The sequence below is a fragment of the Guptibacillus hwajinpoensis genome (genome assembly GCF_001039475.1).
GTDB lineage: Bacteria > Bacillota > Bacilli > Bacillales > Guptibacillaceae > Guptibacillus > Guptibacillus hwajinpoensis.
This window is the reverse complement of record NZ_LELK01000004.1, coordinates 1-22704: the sequence shown is the minus strand read 5'-3', so window position 1 is coordinate 22704 and position 22704 is coordinate 1. Positions and strand designations below refer to the sequence as shown.

Annotated in this window: 22 protein-coding genes; 8 read left to right on the top strand and 14 right to left on the bottom strand. The window is 40.1% G+C overall.

Going from position 1 to position 22704, the window contains the following annotated elements; translation table 11 throughout:
* Positions 1–102 precede the first annotated feature (102 nt).
* Positions 103–729, top strand: coding sequence for a spore protease YyaC (gene yyaC / locus AB986_RS10545; RefSeq protein ID WP_048311125.1), 627 nt, complete (start codon positions 103–105; stop codon positions 727–729).
* Positions 730–1079: 350 nt separating this feature from the next.
* Here yyaC and AB986_RS10540 read toward each other — a convergent pair whose 3' ends face one another.
* From AB986_RS10540 to rpmH, 13 genes are all read right to left on the bottom strand, one after another.
* Positions 1080–1796, bottom strand: coding sequence for a DUF554 domain-containing protein (locus AB986_RS10540; protein WP_048311124.1), 717 nt, complete (start codon positions 1794–1796; stop codon positions 1080–1082).
* A gap of 11 nt (positions 1797–1807) precedes the next feature.
* Complete coding sequence (locus AB986_RS10535; RefSeq protein WP_236690369.1) at positions 1808–2983, bottom strand: aminotransferase class V-fold PLP-dependent enzyme; 1176 nt, start codon at positions 2981–2983, stop codon at positions 1808–1810.
* A gap of 55 nt (positions 2984–3038) precedes the next feature.
* Positions 3039–3884, bottom strand: coding sequence for a ParB/RepB/Spo0J family partition protein (locus AB986_RS10530; protein ID WP_048311122.1), 846 nt, complete (start codon positions 3882–3884; stop codon positions 3039–3041).
* The gene (locus AB986_RS10525) at positions 3877–4638 is read right to left on the bottom strand and encodes a ParA family protein (RefSeq protein ID WP_048311120.1); all 762 of its coding nucleotides are present in this window, start codon (positions 4636–4638) and stop codon (positions 3877–3879) included. Before AB986_RS10525 ends, AB986_RS10530 begins: the two co-directional genes overlap by 8 nt.
* A gap of 161 nt (positions 4639–4799) precedes the next feature.
* On the bottom strand, positions 4800–5639 hold the full coding sequence (gene noc / locus AB986_RS10520; RefSeq protein ID WP_048311118.1) for a nucleoid occlusion protein: 840 nt from the start codon (positions 5637–5639) through the stop codon (positions 4800–4802).
* A gap of 118 nt (positions 5640–5757) precedes the next feature.
* A complete protein-coding gene (gene rsmG, locus AB986_RS10515) occupies positions 5758–6471 on the bottom strand; it encodes a 16S rRNA (guanine(527)-N(7))-methyltransferase RsmG (protein ID WP_048311117.1) in 714 nt (237 codons plus the stop codon).
* A 19-nt stretch (positions 6472–6490) separates the two neighbouring features.
* On the bottom strand, positions 6491–8374 hold the full coding sequence (gene mnmG / locus AB986_RS10510) for a tRNA uridine-5-carboxymethylaminomethyl(34) synthesis enzyme MnmG (RefSeq protein ID WP_048311116.1): 1884 nt from the start codon (positions 8372–8374) through the stop codon (positions 6491–6493).
* A gap of 24 nt (positions 8375–8398) precedes the next feature.
* Positions 8399–9775, bottom strand: coding sequence for a tRNA uridine-5-carboxymethylaminomethyl(34) synthesis GTPase MnmE (gene mnmE / locus AB986_RS10505; protein ID WP_048311115.1), 1377 nt, complete (start codon positions 9773–9775; stop codon positions 8399–8401).
* Positions 9776–10304: 529 nt separating this feature from the next.
* The gene (gene jag, locus AB986_RS10500) at positions 10305–10925 is read right to left on the bottom strand and encodes an RNA-binding cell elongation regulator Jag/EloR (RefSeq protein ID WP_048311113.1); all 621 of its coding nucleotides are present in this window, start codon (positions 10923–10925) and stop codon (positions 10305–10307) included.
* Positions 10922–11689 carry a YidC family membrane integrase SpoIIIJ gene (spoIIIJ, locus tag AB986_RS10495; protein WP_048311112.1) on the bottom strand — a complete coding sequence of 256 codons (768 nt, stop codon included), beginning with the start codon at positions 11687–11689 and terminating at the stop codon, positions 10922–10924. The genes jag and spoIIIJ overlap by 4 nt, the downstream gene beginning before the upstream one ends.
* Before the next feature lie 58 nt (positions 11690–11747).
* Positions 11748–11969 (bottom strand): membrane protein insertion efficiency factor YidD, encoded by a 222-nt coding sequence (yidD, locus tag AB986_RS21690; RefSeq protein WP_084006513.1) that lies wholly within the window; start codon positions 11967–11969, stop codon positions 11748–11750.
* The gene (rnpA, locus tag AB986_RS10490) at positions 11966–12340 is read right to left on the bottom strand and encodes a ribonuclease P protein component (RefSeq protein ID WP_152670979.1); all 375 of its coding nucleotides are present in this window, start codon (positions 12338–12340) and stop codon (positions 11966–11968) included. Before rnpA ends, yidD begins: the two co-directional genes overlap by 4 nt.
* Before the next feature lie 77 nt (positions 12341–12417).
* Positions 12418–12552: a 50S ribosomal protein L34 gene (gene rpmH, locus AB986_RS10485; RefSeq protein ID WP_048311109.1), complete on the bottom strand. Its 135-nt coding sequence runs from the start codon at positions 12550–12552 to the stop codon at positions 12418–12420.
* Between the two features lie 638 nt (positions 12553–13190).
* On the opposite strand from rpmH, the gene dnaA reads away from it, so the two are divergent.
* The 7 genes from dnaA to gyrA all read left to right on the top strand — a co-directional run bounded on the left by dnaA (position 13191) and on the right by gyrA (position 22434).
* Positions 13191–14543, top strand: coding sequence for a chromosomal replication initiator protein DnaA (dnaA, locus tag AB986_RS10480; RefSeq protein ID WP_048311108.1), 1353 nt, complete (start codon positions 13191–13193; stop codon positions 14541–14543).
* A 196-nt stretch (positions 14544–14739) separates the two neighbouring features.
* Entirely contained in the window at positions 14740–15882 is a 1143-nt protein-coding gene (dnaN, locus tag AB986_RS10475; RefSeq protein WP_048311106.1) for a DNA polymerase III subunit beta, read from the top strand.
* Positions 15883–16080: 198 nt separating this feature from the next.
* The gene (yaaA, locus tag AB986_RS10470; RefSeq protein WP_048311104.1) at positions 16081–16293 is read left to right on the top strand and encodes a S4 domain-containing protein YaaA; all 213 of its coding nucleotides are present in this window, start codon (positions 16081–16083) and stop codon (positions 16291–16293) included.
* A gap of 14 nt (positions 16294–16307) precedes the next feature.
* Entirely contained in the window at positions 16308–17426 is a 1119-nt protein-coding gene (gene recF, locus AB986_RS10465; RefSeq protein ID WP_048311103.1) for a DNA replication/repair protein RecF, read from the top strand.
* A 9-nt stretch (positions 17427–17435) separates the two neighbouring features.
* Positions 17436–17714 carry an extracellular matrix regulator RemB gene (gene remB / locus AB986_RS10460; protein ID WP_048311102.1) on the top strand — a complete coding sequence of 93 codons (279 nt, stop codon included), beginning with the start codon at positions 17436–17438 and terminating at the stop codon, positions 17712–17714.
* 70 nt (positions 17715–17784) lie between these two features.
* On the top strand, positions 17785–19719 hold the full coding sequence (gene gyrB / locus AB986_RS10455; RefSeq protein ID WP_048311100.1) for a DNA topoisomerase (ATP-hydrolyzing) subunit B: 1935 nt from the start codon (positions 17785–17787) through the stop codon (positions 19717–19719).
* Positions 19720–19875: 156 nt separating this feature from the next.
* Positions 19876–22434 (top strand): DNA gyrase subunit A, encoded by a 2559-nt coding sequence (gene gyrA / locus AB986_RS10450; protein ID WP_048311099.1) that lies wholly within the window; start codon positions 19876–19878, stop codon positions 22432–22434.
* A gap of 48 nt (positions 22435–22482) precedes the next feature.
* On the opposite strand, the gene AB986_RS22720 is transcribed toward gyrA, so the two are convergent.
* Positions 22483–22704 (bottom strand): hypothetical protein (locus AB986_RS22720; protein WP_236690368.1); only part of this gene is annotated, 222 nt, incomplete at its 5' end.

Here is a 22704-nt window from a genome sequence, read left to right as displayed (position 1 = left end):
TACGTTTGAAGTGAAATTACAAATTGTAAAATATCCAGCTTTATGTATAGATCACATCAGAATTCCGTATACTGTTACTACTATTACAAAGGAGAGAATCCTATGAATCTTCGAGACAAGTTTTTTCAAAAAAAGCCTGCTGCGTATCGAATCCATCATGAGGATACTCTTGCTATGCAAACACTTAGTGAGAGGCTTTCAGTTCTTTTACCAGCGCGAAGAATGGATTCAATTGTGATTGTTTGTATTGGGACCGATCGATCAACAGGAGATGCACTTGGACCGCTAGTTGGCACGAAACTGCAACAGTTGAAACCAAAAGCAACAGTATATGGTACGCTCGAATCACCTGTTCATGCCGTAAATTTAAATGATGTTATGACTTCGATTCACCAACAACATACAAAACCATTTATTATTGGAATTGATGCTTGTCTTGGAAGACTGCATTCCGTTGGCATTATTACTGCTGGCGAAGGACCAGTTAAACCAGGTGCAGGTGTAAAAAAGGAACTTCCTGAAGTAGGAGACATTCACTTAACTGGCATTGTTAATGTAAGTGGCTTTATGGAATATTTCGTATTACAGAACACAAGATTAAATCTAGTCATGAAAATGGCTGATGTAATGGCAAATGGCCTCTTCCACTCCATTGAATCACTTTTAGAAACACCAACCGAAAAGAACAGAGTAAGCAACTGGGGGGACGATCTCCTTCAACTCCCATAAAGAATGCCCCTTCCTCAAATGAGAAAGGGGCATTCTTTATATCAGAGCTCTTACCAATTTATGAAAGGCTCTTTTCGTATACATCGTTGCTATAAGCGTGGGTTAATTTCCGCTTCAGGATGCTCGCTTTCCGCGGGGCGGGCGGTGAGCCTCCTCGTCGCTTACGCTCCTGTGGGGTCTCACCTGTCCCGCTAGTCCCGCAGGAGTCGAGCATCCTTCCGCTCCAATTAGCGAAGTGTGGCTTTTTCTATACGAAAATCTTTCAAAAGCAACAATTATTGAAAAAATCACACTTAGCTGATTGGAGCGGAAATTAACCCGCTATAGTAACAATTTCTACGAAAAGAGCCTTATAAAAAGTTAGTTTGTACGAGATAAACACACGTAACAAGAAACGCTGCAATTAAGAGGGCCGGCAGAAAATTGGCTACTCTAATCTTAATAATCCCTAACAGGTTGAGCCCAATAGCAAGAATCATAATGCCACCTGCTGAAGTTACTTCCGCAATAAAAGCATCAAGAAGGCTTTGTGGGACGAACTGATTAATCTGTGATGCAAACAAAGCAATAATCCCTTGATAAATCATCACAGGGATAGCTGAGAACAATACACCATATCCAAGTGTTGCTGTAAACATAATTGCTGTAAATCCATCAATGAGGGATTTAGTAAAAAGAATAGAATGATCATTACGTAGCCCACTATCAAGCGCACCTAGTATCGCCATCGCACCTACAACATAGACGAGAGTAGCGGTTACGAAGCCTTGTGCAACGCTCCCCTCAGATGCAGCGCCTGTTTTCATTTCAATCCATTTACCCAATTGATTAAGCTTACCTTCAAGATTCCAGTACTCACCAAGCATGCCGCCAAGTACTAGACTACCTATAACGATAAGGAACTGCTCACTTTTCATTGCCATCTGTAGTCCGATAACGGCCACAACAAGCGCTAATCCCTGCATAATTGTTGTTTTCATACGCTCTGGAATTCTACTACTCACTGTTCCAACTAATGTGCCTACTACGATTGCAGCTCCATTTACGATTGTCCCTAACAAAACCATCCTACATCTCCTTACCCAAAGTACCCATCCACAATTTCCTCAATCGCTTTGATTACCTTGCGAATCTCTTCTTCAGTATTATAAGGTCCGACGCTCACCCTTACAGTACCCTGACTACTTGTCCCGATTGTTTCATGTCCTAGCGGAGTACAATGAAGACCTGCTCGGACCGCTATTTTATAATGTTGATCAAGAATAATGGCGATTTCATGGCTATCAATTCCTTCTATCGAGAAAGGAACAACGCCTAACCTATCCGTTATTGGTCCATAAGTAGTTACAAATTGAATATTCTCTAAACCGCGAATTAAAAGTTCTGTTAACCTTTTTTCATGTGCTCTTATAGAATCGATCCCCATTGCTTTTACAACTGTTAAACCAGCTAACAATCCAGCAATGCCTGGCGTATTTAATGTCCCACTTTCAAGACGCTCAGGAAGAGAGTCTGGCTGATCGATTAGCTCAGAGCTACTTCCAGTACCTCCATGATGAATTGGCGTTAAGTCAATACCCTTCCCTACAACTAGTACGCCCGTTCCCTGCGGACCAAGTAACCCTTTATGGCCAGGGAATGCAAGAAGATCAATGTTCATATTCGTCATGTGAATAGGAAGAATACCAGCTGTTTGAGCTGCGTCTACTAGAAAAGGAATATCTTGTTCTCGTGCCAATTCACCAATTAATTCAATAGGCATAATTTTTCCAGTTAAATTCGACCCATGCGAAACAACGATCAGCTTTGTGTGAGGTGTAATCTTTTTCGCGAAAGCTTCTAGGTCAAAGACTTCCGTTTCACCTGTATTTACGTAATCGACATGTATTCCTTTTGTTTTCTTAAGATATTCAAGCGGACGTCGGACCGAGTTATGTTCATAAGAAGTTGTTAATACATGATCATCCTTTTCAAATGGGAGACCTTTAATTGCCTGATTTAAGGCAGCAGTTGCATTCGATGTGAAACAAACACGATCTGGATGATCAAAACCAAAGAAAGTTGCCATTGCTTGTCTTGTACGATCAATGATGCTACCTGCTCGCATAGACAACGCATGGCCACCTCGACCTGGATTTGCAGCATATTCTGTCATAACTTCAGTCATAGCATGAATCACTTCAACTGGCTTCGGAAAAGATGATGCAGCTTGATCAAGATAAATCACATTAACACCCCAATTTAGTTGTTTCAATTTACTCTTTCTAAACTTATAAAAAAGCATAAACTGAGTTCAGTTTATGCTTTTGTTAGTTATCTTCTTTTTCTAACACTTCAAGAATACGATTTAAATCTTCTTCTGAAAAGAATTCAATCTCGATCTTGCCTTTTTTCTTCGATTTCTTAATTGAAACGGAGGTACCAAACCGTTCGCGAAGGCTGTTTTCTTTCGCTTTCAAAAATGGATCTGGTTTATCCCCTCTTTTTGTTTCACGTGAAACACTTTGATTAAGTTGGGTAATTAATTGTTCCAACTGTCTAACGTTCATCTTCTCATTCAAAACTCGATCTGCTAGAGCTTTTCTAGCTTCTTTCTTCTTTAAACCAAGGATGGCACGACCATGACCCATTGTCAGCTTACCTTCTGATATGTACTCTTGTACCTCATTTGGAAGCTGTAGCAGACGAAGAAAGTTCGCAAGATGTGAGCGGCTTTTACCAAGACGGCTGGATAGTTCTTCTTGGGTAACATCTGTTTCCTTCATGAGTTTCTGATAGGCAATTGCCTCTTCAATCGGATTTAGATTCTCACGCTGAAGATTTTCAATAAGCGCAATCTCCATCATCTTTCTATCGGTTAATTCTTTTACAACAGCTGGAACTGTTTTTAATCCAGCTTCTAAAGAAGCTCTATAGCGTCGTTCACCTACAACAATTTCAAACCCTTTAATACTTTGTCGTACAATTAAAGGTTGAAGCACACCGAATGTTTTAATTGAAGCACTTAATTCTTCTATCGCATCTGCGTTAAAAACCTTTCGTGGCTGATAGGGGTTTGGACGCAATTCTTTTATCGGGATTTCTTTGACTCTCTCGTCCTCTTTCTGAGAAGGGAAAAATGCATTAATCCCTTTCCCTAATCCACGATTAGCCATTGCCTAACACTTCCTTTGCAAGATCTAAATATACTTCGGCTCCTCGAGATTTTGGATCATATACGATAATTGGCTTTCCATGGCTTGGCGCCTCGCCTAATCGCACATTTCGTGGAATGATCGCACGATATACTTTCTCCTGAAAATACTTCTTCACTTCCTCAATTACCTGAATGCCGAGGTTTGTTCTAGCATCCAGCATTGTAAGAAGTACCCCTTCAATTTCCAAGTCAACATTCAAATGCTTTTGAACTAGACGAACCGTATTTAGCAACTGACTCAATCCTTCAAGAGCATAGTACTCACACTGAACAGGTATAAGTACTGCATTAGCAGCAGTGAGGGAATTGATTGTTAACAATCCTAGGGAAGGCGGACAATCGATAATGATATAATCATAGTTTTTATCAACTTTCATAAGAGCCCTTTTTAACCTAACTTCCCGGGAAATGGTTGGAACGAGTTCAATCTCTGCTCCAGCAAGTTGGATCGTAGACGGTATCACATGAAGATTCTCTACAATTGTCTCTTGTATAATCTCTTCTGCATCTCGATCATCGACTAGAATATTATAGACACAATGTTCAATGTCCCCTTTTTCAATACCTACACCGCTCGTGGCATTTCCCTGTGGATCAATATCAACGAGTAATACTTTTTTTCCAAGATATGCGAGACATGCGCTAACATTTACAGACGTTGTTGTCTTCCCAACGCCGCCTTTTTGATTCGCTATAGCAATGATATTCGCCAAGATGTCACCTACTCTCTTAAACAGCCATTCTTTCTCTCATTTTATCATGTTTAAAAATAATTAGATGTTCTTTTATTATTTTTTCCATATTCTGTATCACTCTATTTCAAGCTATTTCTCAAGAAATAAATCATAAAAAAACTCACCCAGTTTGGATGAGTTCATTTCTTTTTAGGAATGCGAATAGTAAATTGATAATATTCGTCGTGATCTTCTTCATTTGTATCAATTAACAATCCCGTTTCAGTTACCATATCAAGAGACTGTCGTATTGTATTCACCGCTAGACGCATATCCTTACTAACTGATTTCTTTCTAGGCTTCGGTTTTGACGCAGTGCCTTCAAGCATACGAACAACACGTTCTTCAGTCTGCTTAACATTCCATTGTCTTTCAAGCACTTCTGCAAGTAATTTCACTTGATTCTCAGGGTTTTTGAGCGGTATTAAGGCTCTAGCATGCCGCTCAGTAATTTGCTTCTGAAGAAGAGCTTGTTGTACAGGTTCCGGAAGCTTCAACAGTCTGAGCTTATTTGCAATTGTAGATTGCCCCTTACCAAGACGTTGTGCAAGGCTTTCTTGGGTTAAATCGTGAAGTTCAATAAGCTGTGCATATGCCATAGCTTCCTCGACTGCAGTTAGTTCTTCCCTCTGAAGGTTTTCTATAAGGGCTATGGATGCAGTTTGCGAATCGTTAAATTCCTTAACAATTGCAGGGATTCTTTCCCATCCAAGCTTCTTTACAGCTCTCCAGCGTCTTTCCCCGGCAATAATTTCGTACTTACCATCGCGCTCTCTCACCACAATGGGCTGTATTATACCGTGAGTTTTAATCGTTTGAGATAGTTCAGCAATTCTCTCATCTATAAAAACTGTTCGAGGCTGGAAACGGTTCGGAGTAATTTCCTCAACAAGAAGTTGTTTCACTTCTTCTTGTTCTGCTTCCATCGTCTCGTTCTTCTCATCGTTCAAACCGAAAAGACGTGAAAACGTATGCTTCATCGCCTAACACCACCTTTAATCGATTCCTTAACTGATTCGCTGCTCTAAAACAAAATCCTTCTGTCATAGCGAGCGTTCCATGTGAAACAATTATCCGTTCAAATGCAGTCCATTTCTATTATAAAGGATTTTTATTTGGTGTGCCTGGCTTTCTTGGATATTTCTTTGGAGTTGTTTTGATTTTTTGAATCGTTACTATGTTTCGCTCACTCTTTTCACCTGGCAGAGTGAGGGTGTCAAGTTTCTCTACTTCTCCCCCAAGCATCTTGATTGCCTGCTTGCCTGTATCGAGTTCTTCTTCGACGTTAGGGCCTTTTAGAGCAACAAAATAACCATTCTGTTTAACTAAAGGTAGACATAACTCACCAAGAACTGACATGCGTGCTACCGCTCTCGCAGTGACAACATCATACGTTTCACGATGAGATTTGTTTTTACCAAATAATTCAGCACGATCGTGATAAAAGAACACATTTTCTAGTTTAAGTTCTGAAGAAAGATGTTCCAAAAAGCCTATTCGCTTGTTAAGTGAATCGACAATGGTGATCTTCAAGTGTGGAAAGCAAATTTTGATTGGGAGACTTGGAAAGCCGGCTCCAGCTCCTACATCGCAAATATGATAATTAGAAGAGAAATCAAAAGAGAACGCCGCCATAATGGAATCGAAGAAATGCTTTTCATACACTTCTTCTTTTTCAGTAATAGCCGTCAGATTCATTTTCTCGTTCCATTCAACTAACACTTCGTAGTATGTTTGAAATTGTTGAAGCTGCTCGGGAGAAAGAGTAATCCCTTTCTCCATCAGCAACTCCTGAAACTGTTGTTCGTTCATAGCCCCTCCGCTTTAAACATTATTTTGCAATTTTTGCGATCTTACCTTGTTCAATATAGACAAGTAGAATTGAAACGTCTGCAGGGTTTACACCTGAGACGCGAGATGCCTGACCGATCGAAAGTGGACGAACTTCATCCAGCTTCTGCTTCGCTTCAGTTGCAAGTCCACCAATCGCAAAGTAATCAATGCCATCAGGAATTCTCTTCTCATCCATTCTCTTCATACGCTCTACTTGTTGAAGACTCTTGTTAATATAGCCACTGTATTTAATTTGAATTTCAACTTGTTCTGCAACATCTTCAGGAATTTCATAATCAGCTGGTGCTAGTTGATGAATTTCCTGATACGTGACTTCTGGTCTCTTTAAGAGATTAGCCGCGTGCATCGCTTCTTTCAATTCAGTACTATTTTCTGGAAGAACAGCATTAACCTGTTCGCTCGGTTTAATGACAATTTTCTCAAGACGCTTCATTTCTTGCTCAATCATTTCTTTCTTAGCAAGGAAACGATCATAGCGTTCTTTCGGAATCATGCCGATTTCATAGCCTAGCTCAGTTAATCGTAAGTCTGCATTATCATGACGAAGGAGCAAACGATACTCTGCACGAGACGTTAACAGACGGTACGGCTCATTCGTCCCTTTCGTTACAAGGTCATCAATCATAACACCAATGTATCCTTGAGAGCGATCGAGAATGACCGCTTCACGCTCCTGTGCATTCCTTGCAGCGTTAATTCCAGACATAATTCCCTGACCTGCAGCTTCTTCATATCCTGATGTTCCGTTTAACTGGCCTGCAGTAAAGAGGTTTTTAACTGTTTTGGTTTCAAGAGACGGCCACAATTGAGTAGGCACTACAACGTCATATTCAATTGCATAGCCTGCACGCATCATTTCAACATTCTCAAGACCAGGTACTGTTTTTAGAATTTTTTGCTGCAAATCTTCAGGAAGACTTGTTGAAAGCCCCTGCACATAGACTTCCTTCGTATTACGGCCTTCTGGTTCAAGGAAGATTTGATGACGCGGCTTGTCATTAAATCGAACAATTTTATCTTCAATAGAAGGACAGTAACGTGGGCCAGTTCCTTCAATCATCCCTGAATACATTGGAGATCGATGAAGGTTATCATTTATGAGCTTATGCGTTTCTTCACCCGTATACGTTAACCAGCAAGGAAGCTGATCTGTAATGAATTCTGTTGTTTCATATGAGAAGGCACGAGGCTTTTCATCACCTGGCTGAATTTCAGTTTTGCTATAATCAATCGATTTATTATTTACTCGCGGAGGTGTACCAGTCTTAAAACGAACCATTTCAAAGCCTAGCTCCTCCAAGTGATGAGACAGATTAACAGAAGGCTGCATGTTATTCGGCCCACTTTCATACGAAAGGTCCCCAAGAATAACGCGTCCGCGCATAAACGTTCCTGTTGTTAGAACAACTGATTTCGCTTCGAACTCTGCACCAGTTTTCGTAACAACCCCTTTGCAGACACCATCTTCCACAATCAGTTTCTCAACCATTCCCTGCAGTAGCGTAAGGTTGTCTTGCTCTTCGATGGTTCTTTTCATTTCACTTTGATACTGCACTTTATCAGCCTGTGCACGCAGTGCGCGTACAGCAGGTCCTTTACCTGTATTCAACATACGCATTTGAATATGCGTTTTGTCTATATTTCTTCCCATTTCTCCACCAAGTGCATCAATTTCCCGCACCACAATTCCTTTTGCAGGTCCTCCTACACTTGGATTACACGGCATAAATGCGACAGAGTCCAGGTTCAGTGTAAGCATGAGTGTTTTAGCACCCATTCTCGCTGAAGCGAGCCCCGCTTCTACACCTGCATGACCTGCTCCGACAACAATAACATCATAAGAATCGGCTTTGTAACCCATTGCCGTATTCCTCCTTTAATCTACTTATTTCCCAAGACAGAACTGCGAGAATAACTGGTCAATTAAGCTATCTGAAACAGTATCTCCAATGATTTCGCCTAGAAGCTCCCACGTGCGCGTTATATCGATTTGCACCATATCAACTGGCATGCCCGCTTCTACAGCGACTAATGCATCTTCTAGTGTCTTCCTTGACTGTTCAAGCAATGCAATATGTCTAGAATTCGATACATACGTTAAATCCTGTGATTCCACTGAACCAGCAAAGAAAAGTTCAGAAATAGACTTTTCAAGCTCATCTACTCCTTCTTCATTCTTTAAAGAAGTCGTAATCATTGGGTGTTCTTCTGCTAACTCTTTCACTTTTGATAAATCTAGTTTCTCATCAAGATCCGTTTTATTAACAATGACAATAACATCCATACCTGCAACAGCTTCGAATAGCTTTTTATCTTCATCGGTTAATTCATCGTTATAATTAAGAACAAGTAAGATAAGATCCGCTTGTTTTAGGCGTTCACGCGAGCGCTCAACCCCAATTCGTTCAACAAGATCCTCTGTTTCACGAATACCTGCTGTGTCAACGAGTCTGAGCGGCACGCCCCTTACATTAACATATTCCTCGATAACATCGCGTGTCGTGCCAGGTACATCTGTCACAATCGCTTTATTTTCGTGAACAAGACTATTCAGTAGAGAAGACTTCCCTACGTTTGGTCTTCCTACAATAACAGTCGAAAGTCCTTCACGAAGAATCTTACCCTGCCTTGCTGTAATAAGGATACTCCTTATTTCTTCTTCTACTTCTTTTAGTTGACTTGTTAATAAATTCTGTGTCATTTCTTCTGCATCATATTCAGGGTAATCAATATTAACCTCTACATGCGCTACCGTCTCTAGCAACTGTTGTCTGAGTTTCGCAATAAGCGTCGAAAGTCTACCTTCCATTTGATTCAATGCGACATTCATTGCTCGATCCGTTTTAGCGCGAATAAGATCAATCACTGCCTCAGCCTGTGATAAATCAATTCTTCCGTTTAGAAATGCTCTTTTTGTAAACTCACCCGGCTCAGCTAGGCGAGCTCCACTCCTAAGAACAAGCTCCAGAACCCTATTAACTGATACAAGTCCACCGTGACAGTTAATTTCCACAATGTCTTCTCTTGTAAATGTTCGTGGTCCTCTCATGAGAGAAACCATGACCTCTTCTGCTACCTCATCTGTATCCGGATCAATAAGATGCCCATAATGAATGGTGTGAGAATCCACTGAGTTCAGTGCTTGCTTTCCTTTATACAATCGATCGGCAATCTCCACCGCTTCTGAACCGCTAAGACGGACAATCGCAATCGCACCTTCTCCCATTGGAGTCGATATCGCGGCAATTGTTTCATATTCCACTTGTATTCACCTCTCTTATTTAAAAAATAGTGTGCTATCTATTAACAACTTTCTTATATAATAAAGAGTGCTAGTATTAGTTTAACCAATTATCCACAGTGGATAACTCTAATCATTAACATGACAGACTAATCCACAATACCTTTTAGTGTAACCCATTTTCATCAAAAAAGAAATAAGTATGCCCAGCGGGGAATGAACCTTTTCCGACTAAAAAACGAAACTCTTTTCGTAGACATTGTTGCTATAAGAGTGAGTTAATTTCCGCTCCAGAATGCTCGCTTTCCGCGGGGCGGGCGGTGAGCCTCCTCGTCGCTTACGCTCCTGCGAGGTCTCACCTGTCCCGCTAGTCCCGCAGGAGTCGACCATCCTTCCGCTCCAATTTGCGAAGTGTCGTTTTATATTGAATAATTGTTTCAAAAGACACAACCTTTTAGAAAAGAATCTTTTATAAAAGAGCCTAAAATAAGTAGAATCCATCTTCTTTTTCCTCAAAAAAACCTCCGGGCACATGCCCGAAGGTTTAACATTATTTATTACGTGGAACGATTACCACACGGCGATGTGGATCATTTCCATCAGAGTGAGTTGAAATCCCCTTTTTGTCTTTCAGATAAAGATGGATAACTTTTCGTTCAAGCGACGGCATCGGTTCTAGCTGTATGTCCCTTTTCGTAACCATCGCTTTGTCCGCAAGACGATCAGCGAGTTTCTTCAACGTCTCTTCTCGTCTTTCACGATAATTCTCTGCATCGAGAACGACACGAACAAATCGGTCAGAAAATCGATTTGCGGCAAGATTCGTTAAATATTGCAGTGAATTAAGAGTTTGGCCACGTTTCCCTATTAAAATGGCTATTTTTTCACCAGAAAGAGTAAAGTAAAGGTCTCGATCTTCTCTTCTACCCTCTATACTGGCTTCAACTCCCATGTTGCTAATGACTTCTTGTAAAAAAGTACTCGTTTGCTCCATGATGTCTAGTTTCTTAGTCACTTTGATGCGGGCTGGCTTTCCTCCAAAACCTAAAAATCCTTTTTTAGGTTGCTCTAGCACTTCAATATCAACATTCTCTTGCACAGTTCCGATTTGATTCAGCGCATCTTTCATTGCTTCCTCAATCGTTTTCCCCGTTACCGTAACGCTTCTCACTTTTTCGCTCCCCCCGTATCCGTTTCAGCGGTTTTTGTGGCAGGTTTCGTAATAAAGTAAGTTTGTATAATCATAAAGATGTTACCGACTACCCAGTAAAGCGCAAGTGCTGCAGGGAAGTTGATAGCAAAAACAATAATCATAATCGGCATAACGTATAGAAGCATCTTCATTTGTGGCTGAACAGCTCCACCGCTACCCATCATAATTTTTTGTTGAATAAACGTTGTTATACCTGCAGTCAATGCCAGAATAATATCTGGAGATCCAAGGCTAAACCAGAGGAAATTATGTGTTTCAATTGCTTGAGTACGCATAATAGCATGATAAAATCCTAATAGAATCGGCATTTGAACCAGAATTGGTAAACAACCTGCAAGTGGATTAACTCCATTTTGTTGAAAGAGCTGCATCGTTTCTTGCTGAAGTTGCTGCTGCGTCTTCTGGTCTTTACTGCTGTATTTTTCTTTAAGTTTCTGCATTTGTGGCTGCAGTTCTTGCATTGCTTTCGAACTTTTCGTCTGTTTAATCATTAATGGAAGTAATAGAAGTCGAATTAAGATTGTAACAATCATAATAGACAGACCGTAATTCCCATCACCAGTTAAATCCGCGAAATATGTTAAAGTCGCGGAAAGTGGATATACAATATACACACTCCAGAATCCAGTGCTTTCTGCATCAATTGGTTCGTTAACATTACAGCCTGAAAGCACTGCAATGAGACCAATTAATAGAAATGCGAGGGTTACTTTTTTCCTCACGCTTCATCCTCCTTGCAATCATATCTCAACAACTATATATGTAGGTAAAGCAATGCCACTATTTCTTACGATCTGGCACAGGATCAAATCCCCCAGGATGAAATGGATGGCATTTTGAAATTCTTCTAACCGTCAACCATGAGCCTTTCAAAAACCCATGTTTTTGATATGATTCGAAGCTGTAATGAGAGCAAGATGGGTAAAAACGACACGATGGAGGGGTTAAAGGAGAAATGAATTTCTGGTAGACGCGAATTAGCATCATAGACAGCTTCTTCATTTAACATCCCTTCCTTTTCCAACGTGTTTACTACCCCTTAAGACACGAGCCCGATTGAGCACATGTATTAAACTGCCTTTTACCTCTTCAAAACTCATATCAGATGTAGGCTTTCGAGCAATAACGACAAAATCATAAGGAAACTTGATTTGATCAGATAGCTGATGAAATGATTCGCGTACAAGTCGCTTTACACGATTTCTCGTTACAGCATTTCCAATTCGCTTACTTACTGAAAGACCAAGTCTGAACTGAGGTTGATCATTTCGCTTTAAAACATACACAACAAATTGTCTGTTTGCAGTTGAGCTTCCGTTTTTAAATACGTTTTGAAACTCAGAATTCTTTTTAATCCGGTAGTTGCTATTCAATCCGCACACTCCCAGTGTTACTTGGATAAGCATATTATAAACCTTATCTTAAAAAAAGACCACTGATGATCAGTGGTCTATGCAGACAATACTTTTCTACCTTTACGGCGACGACGAGCTAGAACTTTACGTCCGTTAGCTGAGCTCATACGTGCACGAAAACCGTGAACTTTTTTACGTTTACGCGTGTTTGGTTGAAACGTTCTTTTCATTCTATTACACCTCCCTGAGGATAAACTGTATAAAGACAGTCCAAGTCATTGTAATAAAAAAGGGTACTAATTGTCAAGTTTCTTCTTGAATTTCTCTACTAACTCTAACAGGCGTAGTTTCTCTCCCCGATCTATCAACTTGGCTAGAATCTGAACAACCATTGAATAACCACAGTTCCAAAAATTGAGTGTGGATAACTTTTTTCGACATTTTTCAGTTATGCACATCAGTTATCGACAGGTTCTACACAAAATCTAGTACTGTGGACAGTTTAAATCCACAAGATATGTGCTCTGTGGATAACTTCCCCGAAATCATTGCAATAACGCGATTCATTTGTTATGATATTTGTGTTTTAACTCGTGAATAAGATTAGTCATGTTATTAAAAGTCCACAGACTGTGGATAAACATGTGGACAGTTATTCAGGGGTGTTTATGCCTAAGTCCACAACCCTGTGAACTCAGTCGATAATTCGACTTTCTTCTATATTATATGATTCACTTCGATTCTGTGGATAGTATAATTATTAATGAATATTCAAACGGCTATACAAAGGTTGTACGTTGGCGTATTAGGCGAATATCGTCAGCGGTTACAGCCTGTTTTTATTTTGGGAACAAAAGGAGGGACTTCGTTGGATAACATCACGGATCTCTGGCAGCAAGCCTTATCAGAAATCGAAAAAAAACTAAGTAAACCCAGTTTTGAAACGTGGTTGAAATCAACTTCAGCAAACAGAATGGAAGGCGACACCATTATCATTACTGCACCCAACGAGTTCGCGCGGGACTGGCTCGAGTCCAGATATTCAAGTTTAATCACTGAAACACTCCTGGAGCTTACAGGTAGTGAATTAAGAGCAAAGTTTATTATTCCCCAGAATCAGTCGGATACTGACCTTGATATCGAACAGTCTATGAAGAAGAAGCCTAAGGCTAACCCAGCCCAGGAAGAACACCCGCAAAGTGTTCTTAACTCTAAATATACGTTTGACACGTTCGTTATCGGATCTGGAAATCGCTTTGCGCATGCCGCTTCTCTTGCAGTAGCCGAAGCGCCTGCCAAGGCCTATAATCCACTCTTTATTTATGGGGGAGTAGGACTTGGAAAAACTCACTTAATGCATGCTATTGGCCACTATGTAATTGAGCATAATCCAAATGCAAAAGTAGTTTATTTATCATCTGAAAAATTCACGAATGAGTTCATTAACTCGATTCGCGACAATAAAACCGTTAATTTCCGCAACAAATATCGGAATGTAGACGTGCTATTGATCGATGATATTCAATTTCTAGCCGGAAAAGAACAAACACAAGAGGAATTCTTCCATACATTTAATGCCCTGCATGAAGAAAGCAAACAGATTGTAATCTCCAGTGATCGACCACCTAAAGAAATTCCAACGTTGGAAGATCGTTTGCGCTCACGTTTTGAGTGGGGATTAATTACGGATATTACACCTCCTGATCTTGAGACAAGAATCGCAATTCTTCGAAAGAAGGCAAAAGCAGAGGGATTAGATATTCCAAATGAAGTTATGCTGTACATTGCTAATCAGATTGATACAAATATAAGAGAGCTTGAAGGTGCACTTATAAGAGTTGTTGCCTATTCTTCCTTAATCAATCAAGATATGAACGCAGATCTTGCAGCAGAAGCATTGAAGAACATTATTCCTTCTTCCAAACCGAGAGTTATTACGATTCATGATATTCAAACCGTTATCGGAGATCATTATTCTGTAAAGCTTGAGGATTTTGCGGCAAAGAAAAGAACGAAATCTGTTGCTTTTCCTCGTCAGATTGCGATGTACCTCTCAAGAGAGCTTACAGATTTCTCACTTCCTAAGATTGGGGAGGAGTTTGGCGGACGAGATCATACAACTGTAATTCATGCTCACGAGAAAATCTCAAGATTAGTTGATTCTGATACTGAACTTCAGAAAAAAGTACACGATATTGTGGAACAACTAAAAAATGGTTAATCTTCTTTTTGTGGATATTAGTTAATAGAGTGTGTACAATTATCACTAGTTACTAACATAGTATCCACAGGTAGATAGCAACAGTGCCATGGGTTTGTGAACACTTATCCACACATTCACAGCCCCTACTAGTAAGACTACGACTTTTTTTAAGTAATAAATACATTATTAGGGTCATTTATTTAGGAGGTTAATTATGCGTTTCACGATTGAAAGAGACCATCTTGTTTCAAACGTATCGGATGTAATGAAAGCTGTATCTTCAAGAACAACAATTCCTATTCTAACGGGGATTAAAATTGTTGCGAGTGATGAAGGGGTGACTCTTACAGGCAGTGATTCTGACATTTCAATCGAATGTTTCATTCCCTCAGAGGAAAATGATAAACAAATCGTTGAAATTTCTAAGATGGGAAGTATCGTTCTTCAAGCACGTTTCTTTTCAGATATTGTAAAAAAACTACCTGGTGATCAGGTTGAAGTAGAAGTATTTGATAGTTTAACAACTAGAATTCGTTCTGGTTCTTCAGAGTTCAACCTAAACGGATTAGATCCTGAAGAATATCCACGTCTACCAGAAGTAGAAGCACAAGAAGGTTTCCAAATTCAAGCAGACCTTCTCAAAAACATTATTAGACAAACCGTTTTCGCTGTTTCTACTTCAGAAACTCGACCGGTGTTAACAGGTGTAAACTGGAAGTTAGAAGATGGTGAGTTGAACTGTACTGCAACAGATAGTCACAGACTTGCACTTCGAACTGTGAAGGTTGAACCAAATAGCAACGAGCTTTCATTCTCGAATGTTGTGATTCCTGGTAAAAGCTTGAGTGAACTATCTAAGATCATTGACGACAATGAAGAACTTGTGGATATTACGGTGACGGAGAACCAAATTCTATTTAAATCCAATCACATCTTATTCTTTTCAAGACTTCTTGATGGAAACTATCCTGATACCAGCCGTCTGATTCCAAATGATAATAAAACAAACGTTACAGTTTCGGCTAAAGAGCTTTTACAAGCGATTGATCGTGCATCAGTTCTTGCTCGTGAAGGTAGAAACAACGTCGTGAAACTCGCAAGCATTGAAGATTCTACTTTGGAGATTTCTTCAAACTCGCCTGAGATCGGAAAAGTTATTGAACAAGTTCAATCCCATTCATTTGATGGTGAAGAACTCAAAATCTCTTTCAGTGCGAAGTACATGATGGACGCATTAAGATCAATGGATTCAAACGAAGTGACGATCAGTTTCACAGGAGCTATGCGCCCGTTCTTAATTAAGCCGATCGAGGGTGCGGCTATTATGCAGTTGATTTTACCGGTCCGCACTTATTAATATTTGCTAGCATGAAAATCAAATAAAATTAAGCTGCTGAGGAGTATACTTCCAGCGGCTTTCTCTTTTTCGTAAAGCTTTTGAAACTTTTCGTGCCAATACTCATGCGTTTTACGAAAAAAAGAGGTATAATAAACTATTGTCATCCTTCAGATTCGATTAAGAAAAGTTGATAGAAGGAGAATGAGGTGAACGAGTATGAATGAAATTAAATTAATAAAAGAATACATTACTCTTGGGCAGCTTCTTCAAGAAGCGGGAGTAATCAATACAGGCGGTATGGCAAAGTGGTTTCTGTCAGAGTATGAGGTCTATGTAAACGGAGAATTGGAAGACCGACGTGGCAGAAAGTTATTTGATCAGGATGAAATTATGATTCCTGGAGTCGGGGAGTTTGTTGTATCTAGCTGAATGGGGGTTTCCCGTTGCATCTAAACACATTAAAAGTTACCAACTATCGAAATTACGGTAAGCAGGAACTTCAGTTTGAAAATAACGTTAACGTTTTTCTTGGGGAGAATGCCCAAGGCAAAACAAACATCATGGAAGCCATCTATGTACTGGCTATGGCCAGATCGCATCGTACACCAAGAGATAAAGAATTAATCAATTGGGACGAGGAATATGCTAAAATAGAAGGTAGAATAGAAAAGCGAAACGGTCCCCTTTCCCTCCAACTGGTTATTTCCCATAAAGGTAAAAAAGCCAAGTTAAATCAATTGGAACAGCAGAAGCTCAGTAATTACATCGGTGCACTGAATGTTGTCATGTTCGCACCTGAAGATCTCAACCTTGTTAAAGGTAATCCAGGTGTGCGTCGTCGGTTTATTGATATTGAAATTGGCCAGGTTCAACCAGTATACCTGTATTATCTTGGTCGATATTTGAAGCTTCTACAGCAAAGAAACAGTTTGTTGAAAACTCTTCGTTATCAAAAAAAACCAGATTATGTGATGTTAGACATTTTGACCGAACAATTGATTGAAGCAGCAGCGAATATCTATATACGTAGAGTTCGATTCGTTCAACTCCTTCAAAAATGGGCTGAACCGATTCATTATGGAATCAGTAGAGGTCTCGAAAAACTTGAGATCCATTATAATCCTACGGTTGAGGTATCAGAACCAACAGATTTGTCGAAAATAGTAGATGGATATAAGCAAAAGTTTGATAAAATTAAAGAGAGAGAAGTTGAGCGTGGCGTGACGCTTGCGGGTCCTCATCGCGATGATTTGTCGTTTTTTGTAAACGGCAAGGATGTTCAAACGTATGGATCGCAAGGACAACAGCGTACAACTGCTTTATCGCTTAAGCTAGCTGAGATTGAATTGATTCATAGTGAAGTAGGCGAATACCCATTGCTTCTACTCGATGACGTACTGTCAGAATTAGATGACTTCAGACAGTCGCATCTTTTAAATACAATTCAAGGGAAAGTCCAAACCTTCGTTACTACGACAAGCGTTGAAGGGATTAATCATGAAACACTTGAGAAAGCAACGACTTTTCAAGTGCAGGCTGGTCTAATCGAAAAGGTGAAATGAGGTGAAGTGGTGTTTATACACTTAGGAGAGGACGTTGTCGTTCAATCGAGAGATGTCGTCGGCATTTTTGATTGGCAGGTTATGGAGGAAGCAGAAATTACTAGTGAATTTTTGTATCGCCACCAGAAAGACAAGCTGGTTGAAGACATCGGCGGTGATTTAACTAAATCGATCGTTATAACTACTGACACGGTTTATTTGTCTCCTTTATCTTCACTTACGCTGAAAAGACGAGCTTATACAGTTTCAGAAAGTGTTGAAACAACAATAAATGGAGAATCATCTTAAAAACCAGGATGGCTGATATTCAGCAAACTGGATTGAGTCTATCTTTGATAGAGAAATGTAGGTGAACATTATGACATTAGAACAACAGTCTAATAAAGAAAGAGAAAGCTATGATGAAAGTCAGATTCAGGTCCTTGAAGGTCTGGAGGCTGTTCGGAAGCGTCCGGGAATGTACATCGGTTCTACGAGTAGCCGTGGACTGCATCATCTAGTCTGGGAAATAGTCGATAACAGTATTGATGAAGCATTAGCAGGTTACTGTTCGGAAATTACCGTAAGTATTGAGAAGGACAACAGCATTACCGTTGAAGATAACGGACGTGGGATCCCAGTAGGTATTCAAGAGAAAATGGGTCGTCCTGCAGTAGAAGTTATTATGACCGTACTGCACGCAGGCGGGAAGTTCGGCGGAGGCGGTTATAAAGTATCCGGTGGTCTGCACGGCGTTGGGGCCTCTGTTGTTAACGCCCTTTCTTCTAAGTTAGAAATTACAGTTGAACGTGAAGGGAACGTTTATTACCAGAGCTATACACGTGGTGTACCTGATGAAGACCTTAAAGTTGTTGGAGAAAGTGATATTACTGGAACAACAATACACTTCATTCCTGATACTGAGATCTTCACAGAGACCATTGAATATGAATTCGATATCCTTGCACACCGTTTAAGAGAACTTGCTTTCTTAAACAGAGGCATCAAGATTGTTGCACAGGATAAGCGTCCAGAAGAGAAGAAGCGTAATGAATACCATTATGAAGGTGGTATTAAATCATACGTTGAGCACCTAAATAGAACTCGTGAAGCGCTACATGAAGAACCGATTTTTGTAGAAGGCGAACGAGAAGGTATTTCTGTGGAAATTGCCGTTCAGTACAACGATGGATTCGCTAGTAATATCTATTCATTTGCGAATAACATTAATACCCATGAGGGCGGAAGTCATGAATATGGTTTCAAAACAGCTCTTACACGCGTTATAAACGATTATGCTAGAAAGAATAGTCTTTTCCGTGAAAGTGACCCTAACTTGACCGGTGATGATGTCCGAGAAGGGCTAACGGCTATCATTTCAATTAAGCATCCAGATCCACAGTTTGAGGGTCAGACAAAGACAAAGCTTGGAAATGCAGAGGCACGTACAATCACAGAATCAATCTTTGGTGAAAAGTTCTCTATGTTCCTTTTCGAGAATCCACTTGTTGCTAAACAAATTGTCGAAAAAGGTCTTATGGCTTCTCGAGCTAGAGCTGCTGCAAAGAAAGCAAGAGAACTGACGAGAAGAAAAGGTGCTCTTGAAGTAAGTGCCCTTCCTGGTAAGTTAGCAGACTGCTCATCTAAAGATGCATCGATTTCAGAACTTTATATCGTTGAGGGTGACTCAGCCGGTGGTTCTGCAAAACAAGGACGAGATCGTCATTTCCAGGCCATTCTGCCATTGAAAGGTAAAATCCTGAATGTCGAAAAAGCTCGCCTTGATAAAATTCTTTCAAACAATGAAATTCGCGCGATTATCACTGCTTTAGGAACAGGAATCGGTGAAGATTTTGATTTATCAAAAGCGCGTTACCATAAGCTAATTATTATGACTGATGCCGACGTTGATGGTGCACACATTAGAACGTTACTTCTAACATTCTTCTATCGTTATATGCGCCCATTGATTGAGAATGGCTACGTTTATATTGCACAGCCACCACTTTATAAGATCTCACAAGGTAAAAAAGTGACGAATGCTTATAATGATCGTGAGCTTGATATTATACTTGAAGATATTCCCAAAAGCCCTAAACCAGGTATTCAGCGATACAAAGGTCTAGGTGAGATGAATCCGACTCAGCTTTGGGAAACCACAATGGATCCTGAGTCTCGTACAGTGCTGCAGGTCGAACTGCAAGACGCCATTGAAGCAGACGAAGTTTTTGATATGTTAATGGGAGACCGAGTAGAGCCAAGACGGAACTTTATTCAGGATAATGCCCACTACGTAAAGAACCTGGACGTTTAAGAATAAGAGATAAGGGGGGCAATCCCCCTTTTCTGCTGTTAATGGATGAAAAGTCAGTGGTAGTAGATTAAATGTTCCCTTTAAAATCTGGCCATTCATACCCCCCTACGATTTATTGTTAGTAGATGAACAAGAGTATAATTGGAGGTTTTCCGTATGTCTGATATGGAAAGATCGAGAGTTAAAGAAATAAATATTAGTCAGGAAATGCGCACCTCCTTCATGGACTATGCGATGAGCGTTATTGTGAGTCGTGCCCTTCCTGATGTACGAGATGGACTTAAACCTGTTCATCGTCGTATTTTGTATGCCATGAACGACCTAGGAATGACTTCTGATAAAGCTTACAAGAAGTCTGCACGTATTGTCGGCGAAGTTATCGGTAAGTATCACCCGCACGGTGACTCTGCAGTGTACGACACAATGGTGCGCATGGCTCAGGACTTCAGCTATCGTAATATGTTGATAGATGGACACGGTAACTTTGGTTCGATTGATGGTGACTCAGCAGCTGCCATGCGTTACACAGAAGCAAGAATGTCAAAGATCGCAATGGAAATGGTGCGAGACATTAATAAAGACACCATTGATTATCAAGATAACTATGATGGTTCTGAAAGAGAACCAATCGTACTTCCGGCAAGGTTCCCGAACCTTCTCGTAAATGGTGCATCAGGAATTGCGGTAGGGATGGCAACTAATATTCCTCCTCACAATCTAGGAGAAGTTATTGAAGGTCTTCTTGAATTAAGTGTGAATCCTGAAATTACGATTCCAGAATTGATGGAGTTCATACCAGGTCCTGATTTCCCAACTGCAGCTGAAATCCTAGGTCGTGAAGGAATTCGTAAAGCGTATACCACTGGACGAGGATCGATCATCCAACGTGCTAAGGCGGATATTGAAGAATACAGCAACGGTAAGAAAACAATTATTGTATCTGAGCTTCCTTATCAAGTTAACAAAGCACGTCTCGTCGAAAAAATCGCAGAGCTTGTTCGTGATAAAAAGATTGAAGGAATCACTGATCTTCGCGATGAATCTGACCGTAATGGTATGCGTGTCGTCATCGAAGTTCGTAGAGATGCAAATGCTAATGTACTATTAAATAACTTATATAAGCAGACTGCTCTTCAAACGAGCTTTGGAATTAACACTCTTGCTCTAGTTGATGGACAACCAAAAGTACTAACGCTTAAAGAGTGTCTTGAACATTATCTTGAGCATCAGAAAGTCGTTATTAGAAGAAGGACGCAATTTGAGCTTAATAAAGCAGAAGCAAGAGCACATATATTAGAAGGTTTACGAATTGCACTTGATCATTTAGATGAAGTAATTAAATTAATTAGAGCTTCTGAAACAACAGATATTGCTAGAGAAGGACTCATGAGTAAGTTCTCTCTTAGCTACGATCAGTCTCAGGCCATTCTTGATATGCGTCTTCAGCGTCTTACAGGACTTGAGCGAGATAAGATCGAATCCGAGTACCAGGAATTAATGAAGCGAATTGCTGAATTAAAAGCTATTCTTGCAGATGATGAGAAAGTTCTTGAAATCATTCGCGAAGAGTTGACTGAAGTGAAAGAAAGATTCGCTGATAAGCGTCGTACTGAAATTACTGTCGGATTCGACATGATTGAAGATGAAGATCTTATTCCAAAACAGAACATTGTCATTACGCTAACCCACAAAGGTTATATTAAGCGTCTTCCTATTGATACGTATAGGAGTCAGAAACGCGGTGGTCGTGGTATACAAGGAATGGGAACCAATGATGGTGATTTTGTGGAGCATTTATTTACCACACTCACTCATAATACGATTCTCTTCTTTACGAATAAGGGTAAAGTATACAGACTTAAAGGTTATGAAGTTCCGGAGTTGAGCCGTACCGCAAAAGGAATTCCAATTATTAACCTTCTTCAGATTGAGAAAGACGAATACATTACTGCTATTATTCCTATAGAAGAATTTGTTGATGACTGGTTCGTTTTCTTTGCAACGAAGCAAGGTGTTGTTAAACGATCACCACTATCTGCATTTGCAAACATTCGTAAAGGCGGCTTAATTGCAATCAACTTCAAAGAAGATGATGAGTTAATGGGCGTTCGTCTTACTAATGGATCAAAAGAACTTATTATGGGAACAAAACAGGGGATGGCTATTCGATTCCATGAAGAAGATGTTCGCTCAATGGGACGGACAGCTACTGGCGTTAAGGGTATCTCTCTTCAAGAGAACGATCAGGTTGTAGGGATTGGTATTCTAGACGAAGATCAGGATGTCCTGATTGTCACGGATAAAGGATTCGGTAAACGCACACCTATTGAAGAGTACCGCGTTCAAACTAGAGGCGGTAAAGGAATTAAGACGTGTAACCTTACAGACCGTACAGGCATACTAACCGCGCTTAAGACGGTTACTCTTGAAGAAGAGTGTATGATTATCACTGAAAGCGGAGTGATTATCCGTATCGATGTACAGGATATTTCACAAACCGGACGGAACACGCAAGGTGTACGATTAATTCGTATAGGTGAAGGTGACTCCGTTGCCACTGTAGCGAAAGTAGAAATTAATGAAGAGGGTATTGAAGGCGAAGACAGTGATGAGGATGCAGTTACTGAAGAAGTTGGTGCAGAAGAGATCATCGATGTTGAAGCTCAAGAAGTCCCTGATGAAGATAATACTAGCGATTCAAATGACGAAGAATAAGACTGTTTAAAAAAGAAGAGGAGAAATCCTCTTCTTTTTTTTGTTTTACTATTGCAAGCCGATAATCATAATGGTAAGATGGAATTCCGTCGCTTTGACGGTGTCTCCAAAACCTTCTAAAACTGGTTTTAAAAAACTTATTAAAAAGTGTTGACGAGGCAAATTGAAACATGATATATTATTTAAGTCGCCGTTACGAACTGGTCGACACGCAAAAAAAGAATTTAAAAAGTTGTTGACGCCAACTGAGTTAATATGGTATATTAATAA

Excerpts from the sequence above, each read along its gene's own strand:
- mnmG (WP_048311116.1), bottom strand. The coding sequence starts at position 8,374 with ATGGGTTACAAAGCCGATTCTTATGATGTTATTGTTGTCGGAGCAGGT.
- noc (WP_048311118.1), bottom strand. The coding sequence starts at position 5,639 with ATGAAGCATACGTTTTCACGTCTTTTCGGTTTGAACGATGAGAAGAAC.
- yidD (WP_084006513.1), bottom strand. The coding sequence starts at position 11,969 with ATGAAGAAGCTGTCTATGATGCTAATTCGCGTCTACCAGAAATTCATT.
- yaaA (WP_048311104.1), top strand. The coding sequence starts at position 16,081 with ATGAATGAAATTAAATTAATAAAAGAATACATTACTCTTGGGCAGCTT.
- rpmH (WP_048311109.1), bottom strand. The coding sequence starts at position 12,552 with ATGAAAAGAACGTTTCAACCAAACACGCGTAAACGTAAAAAAGTTCAC.
- gyrB (WP_048311100.1), top strand. The coding sequence starts at position 17,785 with ATGACATTAGAACAACAGTCTAATAAAGAAAGAGAAAGCTATGATGAA.
- gyrA (WP_048311099.1), top strand. The coding sequence starts at position 19,876 with ATGTCTGATATGGAAAGATCGAGAGTTAAAGAAATAAATATTAGTCAG.
- dnaN (WP_048311106.1), top strand. The coding sequence starts at position 14,740 with ATGCGTTTCACGATTGAAAGAGACCATCTTGTTTCAAACGTATCGGAT.
- yyaC (WP_048311125.1), top strand. The coding sequence starts at position 103 with ATGAATCTTCGAGACAAGTTTTTTCAAAAAAAGCCTGCTGCGTATCGA.
- rsmG (WP_048311117.1), bottom strand. The coding sequence starts at position 6,471 with ATGAACGAACAACAGTTTCAGGAGTTGCTGATGGAGAAAGGGATTACT.
- AB986_RS10530 (WP_048311122.1), bottom strand. The coding sequence starts at position 3,884 with ATGGCTAATCGTGGATTAGGGAAAGGGATTAATGCATTTTTCCCTTCT.
- AB986_RS10540 (WP_048311124.1), bottom strand. The coding sequence starts at position 1,796 with ATGGTTTTGTTAGGGACAATCGTAAATGGAGCTGCAATCGTAGTAGGC.